We start from the raw sequence: 18640 nt of genomic DNA on the forward strand, positions 1-18640 counted from the left end.
TAAGGCTTAGCGCTTGAGCTTTGCAAGCGGCGAATCGGGCGGATACGTCGGCGTGACGGGCTTCGCCGCACCGAGCATCACGCACATCAGCGCGTCTTCTTCACCGATGTTCACTTCGGTGCGATACACCCCCGGCGGCACCGAGATCAGATCGCGTTCGCCGATCACCGATTCCCACGTTTCGCCGTCCTTCTCGCAGATCACTTTCATCTTTCCGCGCAGCACGAAAAAGATTTCTTCGACATCCATATGAATGTGGCTCGGACCGATGTTGCCGGCCGGAATCACCATCGTCGAAAACGTGAAGCCGCCGGCCGGAACCGTGTTCATGTCTTTTGCGACGCCCGTGCCGCCCGTGCCCACGTAGCGCATCTGCGCGCGGCGGTACTTCGGGTCGTAGTCGGCCTGGAACTTCAGCGCGTCCCAGTCATAGCGGCGCGTCTCGAGCCGCGCGACGCGGCTTTCCATCCACTGCGCGAAGCTCGCATCCGCGGGTTGATCCCACGATTTGCGTTCGATATCTGCATCAGCCATCGATTTCTCCTTTCTGTTCGACATGGTCAATTCATCACGAAGCCGCCGTTGACCGGCAGCAACTGCCCGGTCACGAAGCGCGCGGCGTCGGATAACAAAAACAGGACCGGGCCTGTCACATCTTCAGGAACCTGCGGCCGGGTCAGCGCGCGCCCCTCGCGGTAATACGCGTGACGCGCGGCAGGTACATACGCCGTTGCCTCGACTTCGGTCAGACCTGGCGCGATGGCGTTGACGGTGACGCCGTCCACGCCGAATTCACGCGCGAGCGAATGCGTCATCGAGATCACCGCGCCTTTGCTGGCCACGTAGGCGAGCAGCTTCGGCGCGCCCCACAGCGCGGTATCCGATGCGATGTTGACGATCGCGCCGCGGCCCGAGTCGCGCAGATGCGGCAGTGCCGCCGTACTGGCGAGCCACGTGCCGCGCACGTTCACGTTCATCACCGCGTCCCACGTTTCTTTGGTCAGTTCGGTGGCGAGCTTGCCGCCGGAATTCGTGATCGCCGCGTTGTTGATGAGGCCGTCGATACCGCCAAGGCGCTTCGCGGCATCGTCGACGAAGCGCGCGATGCTGTCCGGCTGCGCGAGATCGAGCGGCAGGTACGACACCGCGTGGCCCGCTTTGCCAAGCGATGCGGCGAGTGCCAGGCCTTCGTCGTGCAGCAGGTCGCCGAACACGACGCTCGCGCCTGCCTGCGCCAGCGCGCCGACGAACGCCGCGCCGAGTCCGCGCGCGCCACCCGTGACGAGCACGCGCCGGCCGGTCAAGGCGGCCGCGGTGGCGTTATGCATGGCTGTGGCCCGCGTGGCTGACTTCCGCAGCCGCGCTCGCGGCGTGGGCCCGATGTGCGTCGAGGTCGGCGAAATGCTGCTGGGCGCGCTGGCGCAACATCCGGCGCACACGTGTCATGCCGACGTCGTGCTGATAGAGAAATTCGTGATCGCGTGCGTGCGGCGCCATGCTTTCGAGCACGTAGCGGTCCTGTTCGAGCACCGCCCAATGCAGGCCTTCGAGGCGGTTGCGATACATGAAGCGCCACGCGTCGCGCTGCCAGCCCGACACCTTGCGGGTGCGCCAGAAGTACACCTGGCAGTGGTCCGCATCGACGGGAACCGCGAAGCCGATGATCCCGAAGTTACCGCCGGGGCCGAACTTCTTCCTGTACGGAATCGCGAGGCGCATCCACAGGCAGCCGGTCTCGCCGAGTTCGACCCAGTCGAAATTCACATCGCGCTGGCCGACCTTTTCGAACATCAGGCCGGTCTCGGTCTTGCGCACGCGCATGTCGGCCTGCTTGTCGCCTTCGGCCATCGAGTGCGACGTCGCGTGCAGGTACGCGCCGTGCATCGGGTCCATCACGTTGTCGATCGCGTACTGATAGTTGCACTTCCAGTGCGACATGCACAGGAAGCTCGCGTATTCGTCGCCGGTCAGCTCTTCCGGCAGCACGAGCGGCGCCGGTTCCTTGTGCGCGTCGTCGCCGAACCACAGGAAGATCGCGCCCGCGTGTTCCTCGACGGGATACGACTTCACGCACTGTGTTCCTTCGAGCGGACAGCCCGACACCGCCGGCACTTTCTGCACGGTACCGCCACCGTCGATCTCGATGCCGTGATACCAGCACGCGACGCTGCCACCGAGATTCCAGCCGAGCGACAGACGCGCGCCGCGGTGCGGGCAGCGGTCTTCGAGTGCGTGAACGTGGCCTTCCTGATCGCGCCACAGCACGATCTGGTCACCCAGCCGCGTGATGCCGACCGGCGCGTTGCCGACCTGCCAGCTCGGCGCGACGGGATACCAGTAATTGCGCAGGCCGCGATCCAGATATGACTGGATGTCGTCGGTCGCGGTGTTGCTTGTCGTGGGGGACGTCATGGAAACACTCCGGGATACGTGTTCTTGAGGCGGGGTCGCGCGGGCCGCTTATTCGGCGAGCAGACGGAATTCGGCAGTCAGGCGTTCGGCGTTCCACGGGCTGCCTTCCGGCGTGCGGAAACCGATGCGGTTCAAGCCTTCGACGACTTCATCGAGTTCCACCGCGCCGGCTTCGAACACGGTTTCGAGCGCATCGCCGAAGTCGTTCTCGTATTGCGTCGGCTCGGCCTTGCGGGTCTGCCAGATGAAGTTTTCGTTCTCACCCGGTTTCTCGATAACGCCCTTGCCCGCGACGTTGTTCGGCTGCGGCGCGAGCCACGGCTTCAGATGCGGATTGAAGTTCACGGTCACTTCTTTCATGTCATTCCACCTTGATCTGGATTTCTTCACCGGCAAGGCGCACCGCGTACATTTTCAGATCGCGGCCACCGGGTTCTTTCAGACACTTGCCGGTCGGGATATGGAACACGGCTTCGTGCAGCGGACATTCGACGGTGTCGCCGTCGACAAAGCCCTGCGTCAGCAACGCGTATGCATGGGGGCAGACGTTTTCGAGCGCATACAGCGCGTCGCCCACCTTGTAGATGCCGATCTCCGTGCCGTCGAGCTTGTACTCGAGCGGCGCGTCGTCAGACAGATCGCCGGTATGTCCGGCGCAACGCCATTCTTCAGCCATTTCGCACCTTTTCCTGAAGCTCGTGCGTTCCATATAAGGAACGTCAGTTCGTGTATGGGCATTATAGGAGTCGATTTCGAACGACAAAATAAAAATCTGCCGCTTCCAGGGAAAACACCGAGTGTGTGCCGGGGATTTTGTAGGGATGTGGTACGAGGAATCGAAGCTTCGCATATAGAAATGCCCGCCCGGTAAGGCTTTACGCGAATTTCAGCAGTCTGGAAAAGGGTGCGGATGAGGGTTTTCACTGTCTCTAAAAGTATTTTGATCGGCATGCAGAATCACTATACTTTCCATAGGCGATACATATGTCCATATGTGAAACAAAAAGAAGGGGCTAACCCGATGCAGGAGACCGGGGTCGCCGCCAGTTCAATAAAGGCCAGGGGACCCGGAGCGAGGCTCCGGTTACTCATCACACGTTCAGGAGTACATAGGTGAAGCACATCATCGCTGCGGGACTCACCGGGATCTGCGCCGCGTCGGGCGCATGGGCACAAAGCAGTGTCACGCTCTACGGCAGTCTCGACGCCGGCGTCGCGTACATCAGCAATGTCGGCGGTCACGCCAAATGGATCGAGGAGCAGGGCAACATGCAGCCGGACCGCTGGGGTCTGAAGGGCGTCGAGGATCTGGGTGGCGGCACGAAGGCGATCTTCCAGCTGGAAAACGGCTTCTATACGACCACGGGTGCGTTCGCGAAAGCCAACACGCTGTTCAACCGCCAGGCGTACGTGGGGCTCAGTTCGGACCGGTTCGGCACGCTGACGCTCGGCCATCAGACGCCGTTCGCCTTCGATGTGCTCGGTCCGTTCGCGACGGCTTACCTCGCGGCGAGCTGGTATGCGTTCCACCCAGGCAATATCGACGAACTCGCCGACACCGGCGTCGTGCCCTACGACAATTCGGCGAAGTATCGGTCGCCCACGTGGTACGGCTTTTCGTTCGGCGCGATGATGGGTCTCGGCAACACGACGAACTTCTCGACTGGCCGCACGATGAGCTTCGCGGCGAGCTACGTGAATGGGCCGTTCAAGGCGGGCGCGTCGTGGTCGAACGAGCACAACCGCACGCCGTCGATCGTGACGACGGGGATCACGAATTTCCAGGGTGTCGCCGCTGCGAACTACATGGCCGACAAGGTCGAAAATACCGGTGCGGGCCTGTCGTACCAGTTCGGCAAACTGCTCGTGCACGGTCTGTACACGCACGTGAAGCTGGAGTCGAACGGATTCTCGGACACGTATCAGAGTTTCGACGCCGGCGCGAACTACCAGTTCACGCCAGCTAACAGCGTGGCCGGCGGGGCCGCGACGACGACCTTATCGGGTCGTCGCTGGACGCAGTTCGAGATCGGCGATGTCTACGCGCTCTCCAAGATGACGCAGGTGTATGTGAACGCGCTGTACGAGCGTGCGAACTCGAATGCATCGGCCGCGTTCTTCACGGCCGGCGTGTCGAGCGGCCGGAACCAGGCGATCTTCCTGACCGGCATCCACCACTCGTTCTGACGTATCGACGCGTTTTCAGCGATGAAATGACGGTCGTGGCGGCGTTCAGCCTGCCGCGACCGGTTTGCCGCGTGCGTGCGCGACGGTCGGGTCGTCCGCGTTGGGACGATAGTTCAGACGCGTCGACAGATCGACTGCCGCGCCGCACACCGCGGCGATCAGCGGCTCGCGCTCGCCGGGGCCGCCGATGTCCGAACGCGGCACCGTCGCGGTGATCGCCGCGACGATCTTGCCCGCCTGGTCGCGGACCGGCGCGGTGACCACCGAAATTCCACGTTCAAACGACGCCTCGCTCAGCGCATAGCCGAGCGCGGCGCTTTCGCGCACGCGTTCGTAGAGTTCATCGACGGTAGCCGGCGTGCGTTCGGTGAAGCGCTCGAGTTGCGGCTCGGGATAAAGCGCGCGCAGCTCGCCTGGCGTCAGGTCGCCCATCAGCACCTGGCCATGCACCGTGGCATGCGCGGGCAAACGCGTGCCGACGTGCACCTTCACCGAACTGAACATCGGTTCGTGCGTCTGCGCCTTCGCGACGAAGACGACGTCGCGTCCATCGCGGATCAGCAGATGCGTGCTGAGGCGCGTCGTATCGCGCAACTGTTCGAGTACCGGCGTGCCGAAGTCGGTCAGTTCAAGCGAGCTCAGATATTCAAAGCCGAGCCGCAGCACCGCGACGCCCAGCCGGAAATGTCGATCGCCGTGCGCGCGTTCGAGAAAGCCGAGTGCTTCGAGGGTTTGCAGCAGACGGAACGTCGTGGTTCGGGGAATGCCGATGCGCTTCGACAACTCGGGCGCGCCGAGTACCGGCTCCCGCGCCGAGAACTCGGCAAGGATGCGCAGACCGCGTTCGAGACCCGGCACGAGATAGGTGGACGACGCGGCGCTGTCGCCATCAGACGCGTCGGCAGTGTCGGCAGCGTCCTCGGGTTGAGCGGTCGTGGCGGATCTGTCGCTGGCGGACAGCGATTCGCCGCGTGCACCGTTGCCAGTGCGCCCCGTTCCCGTCTTGTCTTCTTTGGCCATGTCCGGCTTTCGTCCAGCTGAATGTGTGCGGAACAACATGATAGCGCGAAGCGCCCCGGGCAAATTCCGGCCGGCGCTGCACGCGCCGACAGCCCAGCGTGCGTGCGGCTGACGCGTACTTCATGCGCGGCCCGGACCGCTTGCGACGAGCATAACGAAAGCAAAACGAATAAAACCACAGGCTTTTAGAAAGTAATGCGCCCTTAAACCATAACACCGGGGTGGTGCAATGCGCGCTGTTTCAACGGTATGTCGCAACCGCTACATCTCTAACAACAGCGCCAGCGCCGTCCTGTCCGGGTAACTGGCGGGAGCGCTGAACAGCGAATCTGGAGCCCCAGGAAATGTTTCGTAGAGCCCTTTTGCCCATCCCGTTCGCCGCGCTTGCGCTGGCCGCGTGCGGTAGCAGTAACGACAACAAGTCCGCCGCATCGCCACCGCCGGTCGCTGCCGTGTCGGTGCAGGACGCCGCTGCGACCGCTACGCCGATCAAGCATCTCGTGGTGATCTTCGGCGAGAACCGTTCGTTCGATCACTACTTCGCCACATACCCGGCGGCGGTGAATCCGGCAGGCGAGCCGCAATTCCTCGCAGCGTCGAATACGCCGACCTCGGTCAACGGACTGACGCCGGCGTTGCTCACGGCGAACCCGAACAAGAGCGCGGCCGGTAATGGCGCGAACGCCGCGAACCCGTTCCGTCTCGACCGCACGCAGGCGAACACCGAAGGCCAGAATCACGCCTACACGGCCGAGCAGCAGGCCTACGACAACGGCCAGATGGACCTGTTCCCCGAGTTCACGGGTAACAACACGGTCAGCAGCACGGGCGTGTTCGGCACGCCGGGTCTCGTGATGGGCTACTACGACGGCAACACCGTCACGGCGCTGTGGAATTACGCGCAGAACTTCGCGATGAACAGCAATACGTATACGGATACGTACGGCCCGTCTACGCCTGGCGCGATTCACGTGATCTCCGGCCAGACGAACGGCGTGATTCCGAACGGCGGCGTCGCGGTGGCAGGCACCATGATCTCCGACGGCCAGGGCGGCTTCACGATCACAGGCGATCCGGATCCGACGGGCGATATCTGTTCGGGTACGACGTCCGGCCAGATGTCGGCGTTAAACAGGAATATCGGCGATCTGCTGAACGCGAAGGGACTGACGTGGGGCGGTTTCATGGGCGGCTTCGATCTGAGCGCGACCAATCCGAACGGCACGACAGGCTGTGCCCGCACGACGTACTCGTCGGTGCTCGCATCGTCGCCGAAGGACTACAGCCCGCATCACAACTGGTTCCAGTATTACCCGACGACCGCCAACCTGGCGCACACGCGTCCGACCTCGCTCGCGACGGTGGGCTTCACCGATCCGCTCGACAGCACCGCGACGCCGGTTCATCACGAGTACGACGTCAACGACTTCTTCGCGGCGGTGAAGTCGGGCAACTATCCGTCGGTGAGCTATCTGAAGGCACCGGCCGTGCAGGACGGTCACCCGGGCAATTCGGATCCGCTCGACGAACAGGCGTTCTACACGAAGGTCATCAATTTCCTTCAGCAGCAGCCTGACTGGAAGAACACGGCTGTGATCCTGACGTACGACGATTCGGACGGCTGGTACGACCATCGTTATGCGCCACCGACGACGGCATCGTTCGACGCGTCCGACATGCTGAACGGCGCCGCGACGTGCGGCACATCGGGCACGACGCCGCAAGGTCTGAGCCCCGCGGGTCTCGCGATCAACGGCCGCTGCGGCCCGGGCACGCGGATTCCGTTCATCGTCGTATCGCCGTATGCGAAGGTCAACTTCGTGGATGACACACGCCTCACGCAGGCGTCGGTCGTGCGCTTCATCGAAGACAACTGGCTTGGCGGTCAGCGCATCGGCGGCGGCTCGGACGATGCGGCTGCGGGCAGCATCGTGAACCTCTTCGACTTCACGAACGGCGGCAGCACGCCGACGCTGTACCTCGACGAGAACGAGGGGACGAAGCTCTCTGCCGCACCGCCGATCTGACCGGTTCGTTGCACCCGTGATGCGAGTCGAGCCAGCTTCGTGCTGGCTCGACTCGTTTGTTCGTGTTCCGCGTTTTTCATTGCCATCGCCATGACCCTTCGTACAAATGTCGCCTTTCCGCCGCCGATGCCGGCCGGCAAAAAACCCGATCCCCGCGCGGCACGTCGCGTCGTCATGCGCGCGCTTTTCCGGGTCATACCCGGTGTCGTGATCGCGCTCGCCGCCGTGGCGGGCTATGCGCTCGCGTACCCCGAACGCATGCCGGAGGCTGTCGGCCAGTTCGTCGAGGACCTGACCGGCGCGAACCCGCATCCGGTGCATCTCATGCGGCCCGACACGGCGCCGCTCAGTTCCGTTGCGTTGCTTGGACGCGAACTGTTCAACGATCCGTCGCTGTCGGCATCGGGCAAACAGTCGTGCGCGTCGTGTCATAGCGCGCAGCACGCGTACGGCCCGCCGAACGACCTGTCGGTGCAACTGGGCGGCCCGCATATGACGGACGCCGGCTACCGTCCTCCGCCTTCCCTGACGTACCTGTATCGCCAGGCGCCGTTCAGCATCGGACCGGACGCGGGCGATGCCGACGTCGTCGTGAATCTCGATCAGGCCGCCAGCGCCGCGCGCGGTGTGCAACGCGCGGTCAAGACAGCGGGTGCCGCGCCCGCCGCGCCGGCGATGGTGCCGCAGGGCGGTCTGTTCTGGGACGGCCGTGCCGATTCACTGCAACGCCAGGCGATCGGGCCGATGCTGAATCCGGTCGAGATGGCGAACAAGGATGTCAATGAAGTGGTCCGCAAATTGTCGACGGGCAGGTATCGCGCCACGTTCAGCAAGCTCTTTGGCCCGGGTGTTTTCGATCACCCGGATCTGCTGGCTTCGGAGGCGATGTTCGCGATCGGGCGCTTTCAGGTTGAAGATCAGTCGTTCCACGAATTCAGCAGCAAGTACGATTACTGGCTGGAAGGGCGCGCGCACCTGACGCAGGCGGAGCTGCGCGGCCTGCGACTTTTCAACGACAAGGACAAGGCGAACTGCGCGGGCTGTCACGTGAGCCAGGTGAGCCGCGACGGCCTGCCGCCGCTCTTCACCGACCAGCAGTACGAAGCGCTGGGTGTGCCGCGCAACAACACACTGCCGGTCAACAAGAATCCGGACTTCTACGACATGGGTGTGTGCGGGCCGTTTCGCCATGACATCGCGACGCAGACGCAGTATTGCGGCATGTTCCTCACGCCGACGTTGCGTAATGCCGCTGAACGTCACGTGTTTTTCCACAATGGCGTCTATCACGACCTGAAGCAGGTGATGAACTTCTACAATCTGCGCAACACGAGTCCGGAGAAAATCTATCCGCGCGACGCGTCGGGCAAGGTCATGAAATACGACGATATCCCCGCGAAATACGTGGCGAATATCGACGTGGCCGACGCACCGTTCGACCGCACGGCCGGCGATCAGCCCGCCATGACCGACGCGGAAATCGACGACATCATCGCGTTCATGAAAACGCTGGACGACGGCTACAAGGTGCAGTGACGCGGGCGCGGGAAACCGTTAGCGCAGGGCGTCCCGGCCCCGCCGCTCGCCTCGCCGGCGATTGAGACGATCGAGACGATTGAGCATGGATTTGCGCCCCGCTGGCATGGGGGTTTTTCACTTCCTCGAACAAGCTCGTGACTGCGGGTATTCTGTCATTCCTGCGCCCGCAGTTATACATCGAGGAAATAGCCATGTTCGAAAACGTGCCTGTCTACGCTGGCGATCCGATTCTTTCGCTGAACGAGGACTTTCAGCGTGATCCACGCGATCACAAGGTCAACCTGAGCATTGGTGTCTATTTCGACGATGTGGGCCGACTGCCCGTGATGCGTGCTGTACGGACGGTGGAAGCCTCACTGCTCGAAACCGCGGCGCCGCGCGGTTATCTGCCGATGGCAGGGCATGCGGGCTACCGTGCTGCCGCACAGGCGCTGGTGTTCGGCGAAAACCATGATGCGCGTCGCGCAGGCCGCATCGCCACGCTCCAGACGCTCGGTGGTTCTGGCGCGCTCAAGGTGGCCGCCGATTTTCTTCGCCGGCATATACCGGCTGCCCAGGTATGGATCAGCGATCCGAGCTGGGAAAATCATCGCGTCGTGTTCGAAGGCGCCGGACTCACCGTCAACACCTATCCGTACTACGACGCCGCGACCGGCGGCCTGCGCTTCGACGCCATGCGCGATGCGATCGATGCGTTGCCGGAGCGAAGCGTCGTCCTGCTGCATGCGTGCTGTCATAACCCGACGGGTGTCGATCTCAACCTGGCGCAATGGGTCGAACTGATCCCCGTGCTGCAGCGCCGAAACCTGATTGCATTCGTCGACATGGCATACCAGGGTTTTGGCGACGGTCTCGAAGAAGACGCTGCGTGCGTGCGCAGACTCGCGGATGCAGGCGTGCCGCTTATCGTCGCCAGTTCGTTCTCGAAGAATTTCTCGCTGTACGGCGAGCGATGCGGCGCGTTGAGCGTCGTCTGCCGCAGCGCTGAAGAGGCGCAGCGCGTGCTTGGGCAACTAACCTTTTCGGTCCGCTCGAACTACAGCAATCCTCCCACGCATGGCGCGAAGCTCGTCGCCGGCGTTCTTTCGAATGCATCGCTTCATACAGCGTGGGAAAACGAGCTGGCGGACATGCGACAGCGCATCAAATTGATGCGTGGCAAGATACACGACGGGCTCGCCGGGCGCGTCGACGATGTGATGCGTGCGCGCTATGTCGCGCAGGTTGGCATGTTCACTTACACCGGATTGAGCGCGCAGCAGGTGGACCGGCTGCGCGATGAACATGCAATCTATCTGCTGCGCTCAGGGCGGATGTGCGTAGCGGGCCTCAACCAGCAGAACGTCGACTATGTCGCCTCTGCGATCGCATCGGTCGCCGGTAAGTAAGGCCAGCGTAGCGAAATAACCGGGACGTGTGTCCAGCAGATCGATAGCGCACGGATGCGCTTACGGGAGTCATGATGAAAGTCTGCATATACGGTGCCGGTGCAATCGGCGGCTGGATCGGCGTGAAGCTCGCGCAGGCCGGATGCGAGGTGAGCGTCGTGGCGCGCGGCGCGGCGCTGGCCGCGATCAGGCAGAACGGGCTGAGTCTTGTCGACGCCAACGGCACGCAATCCGTTACCGTCAAGGCCAGCGACGTGCCCGCCGAATCCGGTGTGCAGGATCTCGTTGTCGTTGCGGTCAAGGCGCCGGCCATGCAGTCGGTCGCCGCGCAACTCGGGCCGCTCGTCGGTCCACAGACACTGATCATGACCGCGATGAACGGTGTGCCCTGGTGGTTTTGCGCGGGTCTGACGGGTGCGTTTGCGAACACGCCGCTCGAGTCGGTCGACCCCGGCGGCCGGATTGCCGCCGCGATTCCCGTGCGACAGACGCTCGGCTGCGTGGTCCACGCGAGCTGCCGTATCGAAGCGCCGGGCGTGATCCGGCACAACATGGGCGCCGGGTTGATCGTTGGGGAAGCCGCGAGCGAATCGGGGGCACGCGTGGACGAACTGGTCACGCTGTTGCGCCACGCGGGCTTCGATGCGTCCGCGTCACCCAGGATTCAGCGCGACGTCTGGTACAAGCTATGGGGCAATCTGACGATGAATCCGATTAGCGTGATCACCGGTGCGACGACAGACAGGATTCTTCGTGACGAGCTGACGCGGGGCTTCGCGACGCAGGTGATGATCGAAGCGAAGGAGATCGGCACGCGCCTTGGCATTCCAATCGGGCAGGAACCGGAAGACCGGCACGCAACCACGTTGCGGCTCGGCGCGATGAAGACATCGATGCTGCAGGACGTCGAGGCGCGCAAGCCGGTTGAACTCGATGCGCTCGTGGGCGCAGTGTGCGAACTCGGAAAACTTGCCGGCGTACCGACGCCGTTTACGAATGCGCTGCTCGGCCTCGCGCGGCTGCATGCACAAACCCTTGGCCTTTACTGAACGCATGTTGCTGCGCAGACCATCAGGGCCTGCGTAGCGTGACGCGTGTCGGGCAGGGCAGAGCGGTTCAGGTAGCGACGAGATACTGTTCGAGTTGCCCGACCGTCACGCCGGCTCCGCCGCAAACAATAACGAGAATCTTGCTGAATCCTTCGAGCACGCCCGCGTGGTCGTACACCGGTGCGAGGCTTGCGCCGCACGCGGGTTCGACGAGCACGCGGTGATCGTCCAGAAAGCGCCTGCAGGCCGTGACGGCAGCCGCGTCGGTCACGGTGACGGGCCGGATGTCCGCGCTTTGTGCGAGATTGAACGCCTGCTCCGAAACCTGTTTCGCGCCCAGCGAAGTCGCAATGCTGCGAATGGCGTCGAGTTCGATCCGCTTGCCTGCCTTGACCGATTGGGCGAACGAATCGGCACCTTCCGTCTCTACCGCGATGATGGGCACGTGCCCGAGCCCGTTGCGGCGCAGACCTTCGTGGACGCCGCAGAGCAAACCGCCACCGCCCACCGACAGCACAACCGCGTCGGGCTGTTCGCCTGCGGCGGCGACTTCGTCGATGATCGTTGCGTGACCGGTCCATAGCAGCGGGTCGTCGAACGGATGGATGAAGGCGTCCGTTGCGCCGACCAGCGAAAGTGCCATGCCGTTCGCTTCCTGCCACGTCGCGCCGTGCACGATCACCTCCGCGCCTTCCATCGCGATCAGGTCTCTGGCACGCTGGGTGGTGGTTTGCGGAACGACCACAATGGCAGGCAGGCCAAGCTGCCGCGCGGCGTACGCGACCGCGATGCCCGCGTTACCGCCCGAAGAAGAAATGAAGCGTTGCTTGCCGAGGCGTGCGTGCTCTTCGCACGCGTAACCGATTCCGCGAATCTTGAACGATCCGGGTGGCTGCATTGCGTCGAGCTTGAGAAGAACAGTGGCGCCGGCAGCAAGGCCAAGAGGCTGGGATGTCAGGAGTGGTGTTTGAACATGAAGCGGCATGGGAGACCCGTGAAGCTAAACTTCTGTGAGCGTACCTGAAATGCAGCATCAATGTGTCGCACGTGCATCGATCCAGATTGAGACGATTGAGCATGCAAGTGAGCGTCACGGATGTGGGCACGGACCGGTTGTGTTCCTGGAACCGGATAGCGGGCAGTCTGGCGCGTCTGCCGGGTTGGCTCACGGCATTCCTGGGTCAGCCGGTATCACCGCCGGCGACGGGCAACACGGTACCAGTGATATAGCTCGCTTCGTCCGAGGCGAGGAACAGAATCGGTGCGACCTGTTCGTCGATGCTGCCGTAGCGCTTGAAAAAAGTTGATTCGGTAACCTGCTTTACCGCATCGCCCATCCAGACTTTTTCCTGCTCGCTGTCGCCAGCAGTATTGCGCTGGACGCGTCTCGGAGGCGCATCGGTTCCACCCGGCGCCGTGGCGACCACACGAATGTTGTGCTCTGCGTATTCCATCGCCAGTGACTGCGTCATCGCGTTGACTCCGCCCTTGGCCGCCGAATACGGTACGCGACGGATACCGCGCGTGGCATTCGAGGAAATATTGACGATGGTCCCGCCGCCGCGCTCAAGCAGATGGGGCAGCACAGCATGGCAGGCGTACAGCGTGGGCATGAGTGAGCGGCGAATTTCCGCGTCGATCTGCCCAGGTTCGAACTCAGCGAAGGGACGCATGCGAATCGCGCCACCGACACCATTGACCAGTATGTCGATGCCGCCAAACTGGCGCACTGCAAAAGCCATCGCCGATGCCGCGCCTTCATATGTCTCGAGATCGGCGACGAAGCCGGCCGTGTCCGCGCCACCTGCTTCAGCGGCAACTTCGGAGACGAAGCCGGCGCGGTCGACGAAGAGCACCTTGCCGCCTTCGGCGGCTGCGCGGAGCGCTACGCCGCGACCAATCCCCTGTGCAGCGCCGGTGACGACCATGACCTTGCCAGCAAATCGTTGCCTGTTCATGCGGTCCTCGCTGCTGCGTTGGGAGTGAACTTCTCGTAGTGGAAGCTGTTGGGCTTCACCCCGTTGTCGTCGAAATGCTTACGCACCGCGTCGACCATCGGGGGCGGCCCGCAAAGGTAAACGTCGACATCACCATCGTTGACGGCCTCGGCCGGCATGTGCTGCGTCACCCAGCCCTTGCGTGGATGGGCCGACTCCGTGTCGGCCACGACCGTGCTATAGGTGAAATTCGGCAACTTCGCCACGTAGCCTTCGATCTCACCGACCTGTACCAGATCGGGATCCCGGGTCACGCCGTAAATGAGGTGGACCTTCTGTTGCGAATGGGTGCGCGCCAGCACTTCGAGCATCGACAGGAACGGAGCGAGGCCTGTACCGCCAGCAAGGAACAGCAAGGGACGCTCCACCGCGCGCAGATAGAAACTGCCGAGCGGTCCTGTCAGCTCCAGCTTGTCGCCGGGCTGCGCGGAATCGAGCCAGGTGCTCATCACGCCCCCGGTGATTCTCTTGATCAGAAAGCTGACTTTCGCTTCACCCGGTGCCGACGAAAAAGAATACGAACGGTGCTGACCGCTGCCAGGCACATCAATGTTCACATACTGACCCGGCAGGAATGCCGGCGCGGTCGCATCCACATTCAGTTCGAGCACGACAGCCGCATCGTTGTGCGGTTCGACCTTCGATACCGTCGCGGCAAACTTGTCCTGCCCGGTTTTGCACGCAGTGGAAGATGCCGGCACTGCAATCACACAGTCGCTTTCCGGCACCATCTGGCAAGTCAGTACGAGGCCACTTTCCTTTTCATCCTCGTTTAGTGCATCGTCGATGTAATCGTCGCCCAGGTCGTAGCGTCCGCTTTCGGCGCGGCACTTGCAGGTGCCGCACACGCCATCGGAGCAATCCATCGGCAGGTTGATCCTTGCGCGAAAGGCGGCATCAAGCACCTTTTCGCCCGCCTTGCATGTCACGAAGCGGGTTACGCCATCCTCGAAATTCAGTGCAATGTTATAGCTGGACATCTTGCCTCCTGTACTGCTCATGTCCTCCGATGCGCGACATCAAACGTGATAAACGTCGAGCACCTGGCGGATGTAGTCGTCCTTCAGCACAATTCGCTTGTACGAGATCAACAGTTGATCGTTGACCTTTCGCAGCGTGACGAACATCGTGCCGAAAAATTGATCGGTGGTTTTGTAGCGGTGGCTGAGCGTGTTGAAGTTGTAGCGCACATCCACTTCGTTCTCGCGCTCGTCCAGCACTTCCACATTGGTGACGTTGTGACTGGTACGCGGTTCAGGCATCGAAGCGCCGCTGCGCTCGGTCTTGATGCGGAATACCCGGTCTTCCAGGCCGCCACGGTCCGGGTAATACATCAGCGAAATCTGGCTCTCGTGATCGTCGGTGAGCTGGTCGTCGTCGTCCCATGCCGGCATCCAGTAAATGACGTCCGCGGTATAGCAGGCAAGCCAGTCGTCCCATTGACGATCATCGAGCAGGCGCGCTTCGCGGAACAGAGCAGCGCAGATTGTCTGGTAGTCGAAGCTCATGCCAGTGGCTCCCCGTGTTCCTTTTGCAGTGCATCGCGCATCACGTCGACCCAATATTCATGCTGGCAAACAAACAGTCCTTCGTCTTCGCTGCGCTCGCCTGAAATGCGCGGCTTGAGACCCATGCTCTTCGCATTTGCATCGGCGCCTTCGACCCACAGCGGCGCCCCGCGCGACAGGTCGTTCCACAACGCGGTAGTGCCGGCGTAACCTGCCTGGCACGCGCGGAACTCTTCAAGGTCGTCCGCGGTGCCCATGCCCGAGACGTTGAAGAAATCCTCGTATTGGCGGATGCGGTTAGCGCGGTCGGTTGTGCTCTCACCCTTTGGGGCAAAGCAGAAGATGCTGACTTCGGTTTTGTCCACGCTGATTGGGCGCACCACACGAATCTGGGTGCTGAACTGGTCCATCAGAAACACGTTCGGATAGAGGCACAGGTTTCGCGTCTGGTTGACGATAAAGTCCGCCTTGATTTCGCCCACGCGTGCCTTGATTTCGTCGCGGTATTGATAGACCGGGCGCACTTCCGGGTTCATCGTCCTGGTCCACAAGAGAATGTGGCCATGATCGAATCCGTACACGCCGGCCACCGATCTGCTCCAGCTGTTTGCGTCCACCGCCCTGGTGCCGTCGACCTTGCGACGATCCATTGTCGCGGCATAGTTCCAGTGCACGGTGCTGACGTGGTAGCCGTCGCAACCGTTCTCCATCTGCATCTTCCAGTTGCCGTCGTAGATGTACGAGGAGTTGCCACGTAACACTTCCAGCCCGTTTGCAGCCTGGTCGACGATCTGGTCGATGATGACCCTGGTCTCGCCGAGGTAGTCTTCCAGCGGCTGCGCGTCTGCATTGAGGCTGCCGAACAGGAAACCGCGATAGCTCTGGAAGCGAGCCACTTTCTTCAGGTCGTGCGAGCCGCTGGTATTGAATTGCACCGGGTATTCAGTGGTCTTCACATCCTTCACTTTCAGCAGCTTGCCGGTGTTGGCGAAGCTCCAGCCGTGGAACGGGCAGGTGAAGGTGCCCTTGTTGCCATGCTTTTTCCGGCACAGCATCGCGCCCTTGTGCGCGCAGGCGTTAATGACCGCGTGCAGTTCACCGTTCCTGTCGCGCGTAACAACCACGGGCTGGCGGCCAATCCAGGTGGTGTAGTAGTCGTTGTTGTCCGGAATCTGGCTTTCATGGGCGAGATATACCCAGTTGCTCTCGAAGATATGTTTCATCTCGAGCTCGAACAGATCGGCGTTCGTGAAGATGTCACGGCGGCAACGGAATACGCCGTTTTGCCTGTCGTCCTGAACGGCGGTGTGCAGCAGTTCATCCAGCTGCCTGGCTTTGTCGATAATGGCGGACATGGGTGTTCTCCCCACGCGTGCTCCGGGTTGTGGAACACGCGCATCGGTGTCGAAGGAATCTTGCGGAGAATTGAGCGGCAGCAGGGGTACGACGTGGCCGCCGCGTCGGGCGGTTACGCCGTGGCTGATGCACGCAGGCGATGGACCACCTGGTTATCCTTGCCCTGAACCAGCGGGGTCAACTCGATGTTGAATTCGATTTCCCTGTACGCGTCGGCCTTCATGCCCAGCGCGACGCCGCCGGTCTTTTCGACCACGTGGGGAATCAGGTCTTCACGCGTGGCGTAGGCGAAGTCGTCCCAGATCAACGGGTCGCCCTCGATGTTGATTTGCGTCGTCAGCTTGCGGTACTTGTCGGTGGTGGCGAAGAAGTGCACATGCGCGGGACGGTTGCCATGACGGGCAAGCACGTTCAACAGCTGCTGGGTGGCGCCATGCGGCGGACAGCCGTAGCCGACCGGCATCAACGTATGGAATTCGTACTTGCCGTCGGCACCCGTGCTAACCGCACCGCGCAGGTTGAACTCGTTCTGCGCGCCGGTCGGGTCGAAGTGCGAATAGAAGCCTTTTGAGTTGGCGTGCCAGCATTCGACTACCGCGCCTGCGACAGGCTTGCCGTCGGGGCCGGTTACCGTGCCGCGGATGACCAGCGGACCTGCATCCTGGTCCGGATTGATGTCAATCTTCGATACGCCATCACGCACGGGTGCACCGGCGACATACAGCGGACCTTCGATTGTGCGCGGCGTGCCGCCGGTGATGTCGGCCGCCTTGTCCTCTGCGTCCATGCGAATGTCGAGATATTTCTCCAGACCGAGACCAGCGGCAAGCAGCGCGGCTTCGCCGTCCTGACCGAGCTTGTTGAAGTAGCGAACGCCGGCCCAGATTTCGTCGGGCGTCATGTCGAGGTCGTCAATGGCCTTAAACAGGTCGCCCAGCAGGCGATGGACGATCTGCTTTGCGCGAGCATCGCCATCCTGGCTTCCGAGATTGGCAGCGGCCTTCAGCAGGTCCTGCGCTTCCTTCGAATCGAACACTTTTATGCTCATGTCTGCTCCTGAATCTCTATTTTCTCGTGGGGTTAACCCTTGGTTTAGCGCCCGTTTAAATATGCTTGAGAGGTATAATCGAGTGCTGAAACAGAGTGTGAAAGCAGAATAATGGACGCCAGAATGCCTCGTCCAACACTGATTTAGTATCGGTCTATATCCACGAGGTATTGAGATGGAGCTGCGGCATCTTCGCTATTTCGTCGCGGTAGCCGAGGAACGCAATTTCACGCGCGCGGCACAGCGACTGCACATGGCTCAACCGCCCTTGAGCCGTCAGATTCAGCAACTCGAAGAGATTCTTGAGGTGCAGCTTTTTCAGCGCGACTCGCGCCCGCTGAAGTTGACGGAAACGGGTAAGTTCTTCTACGCACACGCCGTCCAGTTGCTGGCTCAGACATCCGAACTCGAATCGATGACGAGGCGCGTGGGTAATATCGAGCGCAGTCTCTCGGTCGGTTTCGTGGGTTCCACGTTGTACGGAATGCTGCCCAAGATCATCCGGCGCTTCCGCGACGAAAACCCTACCGTCGAACTCAGCCTCCACGAGATGTCGACGATGGACCAGATCCGGGCGCTGAAGGACGGGCAGATTGATGTCGGGTTTGGCCGTATCCGACTTGAGGACGCGCACATCCGCCGGGTGATTCTTCGCGAGGAGAAGATGATTGTTGCCCTCCCGGAGGGTCATCCGCTTTCACTCGTCAAGACAGTCCTCGCTCTTGGCGATCTGGTCAACGAGACGCTGATTATCTTCCCGAAGGCGCCGCGTCCCAGTTATGCAGACCAGGTGCTTTCGGCATTCGAAGACCGTGCGCTCAAGCCGCGCCGGATATATGAAGTACGAGAGTTGCAGATTGCGCTAGGGCTCGTCGCAGCGGGGGAAGGAATTTCTGTCGTTCCGAGTAGCGTATACGGCCTGAAGCGAGATGATGTGAGCTACAAGGAACTCGACGATCCCACTCTGGTATCACCCGTCATCATGAGCATGCGCATGCTCGACGAGTCGCGGGACATTCGGGAGCTGCTTGAACTTATCTATCGGCTATATGAAGAGGAACGGACACCCCATGCGCCTCGCAACGAATTCGGGCGGTGATGGTCGCCAT

At 61.8% G+C, this 18640-nt stretch carries 18 protein-coding genes; 6 read left to right on the plus strand and 12 right to left on the minus strand.

Annotated elements, in window-relative coordinates; translation table 11 throughout:
• Positions 1-6: 6 nt before the first annotated feature.
• The 5 genes from LPA34_RS11320 to LPA34_RS11340 are packed head-to-tail and all read right to left on the minus strand — an operon-like array spanning position 7 to position 3088.
• Complete coding sequence (locus LPA34_RS11320; protein ID WP_228978065.1) at positions 7-534, minus strand: cupin domain-containing protein; 528 nt, start codon at positions 532-534, stop codon at positions 7-9.
• 26 nt (positions 535-560) lie between these two features.
• Positions 561-1328, minus strand: coding sequence for an SDR family oxidoreductase (locus LPA34_RS11325; protein WP_228978067.1), 768 nt, complete (start codon positions 1326-1328; stop codon positions 561-563).
• Positions 1321-2412 carry an aromatic ring-hydroxylating dioxygenase subunit alpha gene (locus tag LPA34_RS11330; protein ID WP_228978068.1) on the minus strand — a complete coding sequence of 364 codons (1092 nt, stop codon included), beginning with the start codon at positions 2410-2412 and terminating at the stop codon, positions 1321-1323. Before LPA34_RS11330 ends, LPA34_RS11325 begins: the two co-directional genes overlap by 8 nt.
• A gap of 48 nt (positions 2413-2460) precedes the next feature.
• Positions 2461-2772 (minus strand): recombinase-like helix-turn-helix domain-containing protein, encoded by a 312-nt coding sequence (locus LPA34_RS11335; RefSeq protein WP_228978071.1) that lies wholly within the window; start codon positions 2770-2772, stop codon positions 2461-2463.
• A 1-nt stretch (position 2773) separates the two neighbouring features.
• Complete coding sequence (locus tag LPA34_RS11340) at positions 2774-3088, minus strand: non-heme iron oxygenase ferredoxin subunit (protein WP_228978072.1); 315 nt, start codon at positions 3086-3088, stop codon at positions 2774-2776.
• Positions 3089-3525: 437 nt separating this feature from the next.
• Between LPA34_RS11340 and LPA34_RS11345 the strand changes: the two genes are divergently transcribed.
• Positions 3526-4599: a porin gene (locus LPA34_RS11345; protein ID WP_228978074.1), complete on the plus strand. Its 1074-nt coding sequence runs from the start codon at positions 3526-3528 to the stop codon at positions 4597-4599.
• Positions 4600-4644: 45 nt separating this feature from the next.
• On the opposite strand, the gene LPA34_RS11350 is transcribed toward LPA34_RS11345, so the two are convergent.
• On the minus strand, positions 4645-5619 hold the full coding sequence (locus LPA34_RS11350; RefSeq protein WP_228978075.1) for an IclR family transcriptional regulator: 975 nt from the start codon (positions 5617-5619) through the stop codon (positions 4645-4647).
• A gap of 344 nt (positions 5620-5963) precedes the next feature.
• Here LPA34_RS11350 and LPA34_RS11355 point away from each other — a divergent pair, with 344 nt between their 5' ends.
• The 4 genes from LPA34_RS11355 to LPA34_RS11370 all read left to right on the plus strand — a co-directional run bounded on the left by LPA34_RS11355 (position 5964) and on the right by LPA34_RS11370 (position 11622).
• A complete protein-coding gene (locus tag LPA34_RS11355; RefSeq protein WP_228978077.1) occupies positions 5964-7646 on the plus strand; it encodes a phospholipase C in 1683 nt (560 codons plus the stop codon).
• 90 nt (positions 7647-7736) lie between these two features.
• A complete protein-coding gene (locus LPA34_RS11360; RefSeq protein ID WP_228978079.1) occupies positions 7737-9182 on the plus strand; it encodes a cytochrome-c peroxidase in 1446 nt (481 codons plus the stop codon).
• Between the two features lie 194 nt (positions 9183-9376).
• On the plus strand, positions 9377-10573 hold the full coding sequence (locus LPA34_RS11365; protein WP_228978082.1) for an amino acid aminotransferase: 1197 nt from the start codon (positions 9377-9379) through the stop codon (positions 10571-10573).
• Between the two features lie 74 nt (positions 10574-10647).
• Positions 10648-11622 (plus strand): 2-dehydropantoate 2-reductase, encoded by a 975-nt coding sequence (locus tag LPA34_RS11370; protein ID WP_228978200.1) that lies wholly within the window; start codon positions 10648-10650, stop codon positions 11620-11622.
• A 67-nt stretch (positions 11623-11689) separates the two neighbouring features.
• On the opposite strand, the gene LPA34_RS11375 is transcribed toward LPA34_RS11370, so the two are convergent.
• The 6 genes from LPA34_RS11375 to catA all read right to left on the minus strand — a co-directional run bounded on the left by LPA34_RS11375 (position 11690) and on the right by catA (position 17531).
• A complete protein-coding gene (locus LPA34_RS11375; protein WP_228978083.1) occupies positions 11690-12607 on the minus strand; it encodes a pyridoxal-phosphate dependent enzyme in 918 nt (305 codons plus the stop codon).
• 196 nt (positions 12608-12803) lie between these two features.
• Complete coding sequence (gene benD, locus LPA34_RS11380) at positions 12804-13580, minus strand: benzoate diol dehydrogenase BenD (protein ID WP_228978085.1); 777 nt, start codon at positions 13578-13580, stop codon at positions 12804-12806.
• Positions 13577-14599 carry a benzoate 1,2-dioxygenase electron transfer component BenC gene (gene benC / locus LPA34_RS11385; protein ID WP_228978087.1) on the minus strand — a complete coding sequence of 341 codons (1023 nt, stop codon included), beginning with the start codon at positions 14597-14599 and terminating at the stop codon, positions 13577-13579. Before benC ends, benD begins: the two co-directional genes overlap by 4 nt.
• Before the next feature lie 39 nt (positions 14600-14638).
• Positions 14639-15127, minus strand: coding sequence for a benzoate 1,2-dioxygenase small subunit (gene benB, locus LPA34_RS11390; RefSeq protein WP_228978090.1), 489 nt, complete (start codon positions 15125-15127; stop codon positions 14639-14641).
• A complete protein-coding gene (locus tag LPA34_RS11395) occupies positions 15124-16482 on the minus strand; it encodes a Rieske 2Fe-2S domain-containing protein (RefSeq protein ID WP_228978091.1) in 1359 nt (452 codons plus the stop codon). The genes benB and LPA34_RS11395 overlap by 4 nt, the downstream gene beginning before the upstream one ends.
• Before the next feature lie 113 nt (positions 16483-16595).
• Positions 16596-17531 (minus strand): catechol 1,2-dioxygenase, encoded by a 936-nt coding sequence (gene catA, locus LPA34_RS11400; RefSeq protein ID WP_228978093.1) that lies wholly within the window; start codon positions 17529-17531, stop codon positions 16596-16598.
• 175 nt (positions 17532-17706) lie between these two features.
• On the opposite strand from catA, the gene LPA34_RS11405 reads away from it, so the two are divergent.
• Positions 17707-18630 carry a LysR family transcriptional regulator gene (locus tag LPA34_RS11405; RefSeq protein WP_228978095.1) on the plus strand — a complete coding sequence of 308 codons (924 nt, stop codon included), beginning with the start codon at positions 17707-17709 and terminating at the stop codon, positions 18628-18630.
• Positions 18631-18640: the final 10 nt, after the last annotated feature.

It is taken from the genome of Paraburkholderia gardini, from assembly GCF_907164575.1.
Lineage (GTDB): Bacteria > Pseudomonadota > Gammaproteobacteria > Burkholderiales > Burkholderiaceae > Paraburkholderia > Paraburkholderia gardini.

What these genes read in the sequence shown, in the direction of transcription:
- LPA34_RS11320 (WP_228978065.1), bottom strand. Translation starts at nt 534, where the DNA reads ATGGCTGATGCAGATATCGAACGCAAATCGTGGGATCAACCCGCGGAT.
- LPA34_RS11330 (WP_228978068.1), bottom strand. Translation starts at nt 2,412, where the DNA reads ATGACGTCCCCCACGACAAGCAACACCGCGACCGACGACATCCAGTCA.
- LPA34_RS11365 (WP_228978082.1), top strand. Translation starts at nt 9,377, where the DNA reads ATGTTCGAAAACGTGCCTGTCTACGCTGGCGATCCGATTCTTTCGCTG.
- LPA34_RS11325 (WP_228978067.1), bottom strand. Translation starts at nt 1,328, where the DNA reads ATGCATAACGCCACCGCGGCCGCCTTGACCGGCCGGCGCGTGCTCGTC.
- LPA34_RS11355 (WP_228978077.1), top strand. Translation starts at nt 5,964, where the DNA reads ATGTTTCGTAGAGCCCTTTTGCCCATCCCGTTCGCCGCGCTTGCGCTG.
- benD (WP_228978085.1), bottom strand. Translation starts at nt 13,580, where the DNA reads ATGAACAGGCAACGATTTGCTGGCAAGGTCATGGTCGTCACCGGCGCT.
- LPA34_RS11395 (WP_228978091.1), bottom strand. Translation starts at nt 16,482, where the DNA reads ATGTCCGCCATTATCGACAAAGCCAGGCAGCTGGATGAACTGCTGCAC.
- catA (WP_228978093.1), bottom strand. Translation starts at nt 17,531, where the DNA reads ATGAGCATAAAAGTGTTCGATTCGAAGGAAGCGCAGGACCTGCTGAAG.
- LPA34_RS11340 (WP_228978072.1), bottom strand. Translation starts at nt 3,088, where the DNA reads ATGGCTGAAGAATGGCGTTGCGCCGGACATACCGGCGATCTGTCTGAC.
- LPA34_RS11405 (WP_228978095.1), top strand. Translation starts at nt 17,707, where the DNA reads ATGGAGCTGCGGCATCTTCGCTATTTCGTCGCGGTAGCCGAGGAACGC.
- LPA34_RS11370 (WP_228978200.1), top strand. Translation starts at nt 10,648, where the DNA reads ATGAAAGTCTGCATATACGGTGCCGGTGCAATCGGCGGCTGGATCGGC.
- benB (WP_228978090.1), bottom strand. Translation starts at nt 15,127, where the DNA reads ATGAGCTTCGACTACCAGACAATCTGCGCTGCTCTGTTCCGCGAAGCG.
- benC (WP_228978087.1), bottom strand. Translation starts at nt 14,599, where the DNA reads ATGTCCAGCTATAACATTGCACTGAATTTCGAGGATGGCGTAACCCGC.
- LPA34_RS11360 (WP_228978079.1), top strand. Translation starts at nt 7,737, where the DNA reads ATGACCCTTCGTACAAATGTCGCCTTTCCGCCGCCGATGCCGGCCGGC.
- LPA34_RS11350 (WP_228978075.1), bottom strand. Translation starts at nt 5,619, where the DNA reads ATGGCCAAAGAAGACAAGACGGGAACGGGGCGCACTGGCAACGGTGCA.
- LPA34_RS11375 (WP_228978083.1), bottom strand. Translation starts at nt 12,607, where the DNA reads ATGCCGCTTCATGTTCAAACACCACTCCTGACATCCCAGCCTCTTGGC.
- LPA34_RS11335 (WP_228978071.1), bottom strand. Translation starts at nt 2,772, where the DNA reads ATGAAAGAAGTGACCGTGAACTTCAATCCGCATCTGAAGCCGTGGCTC.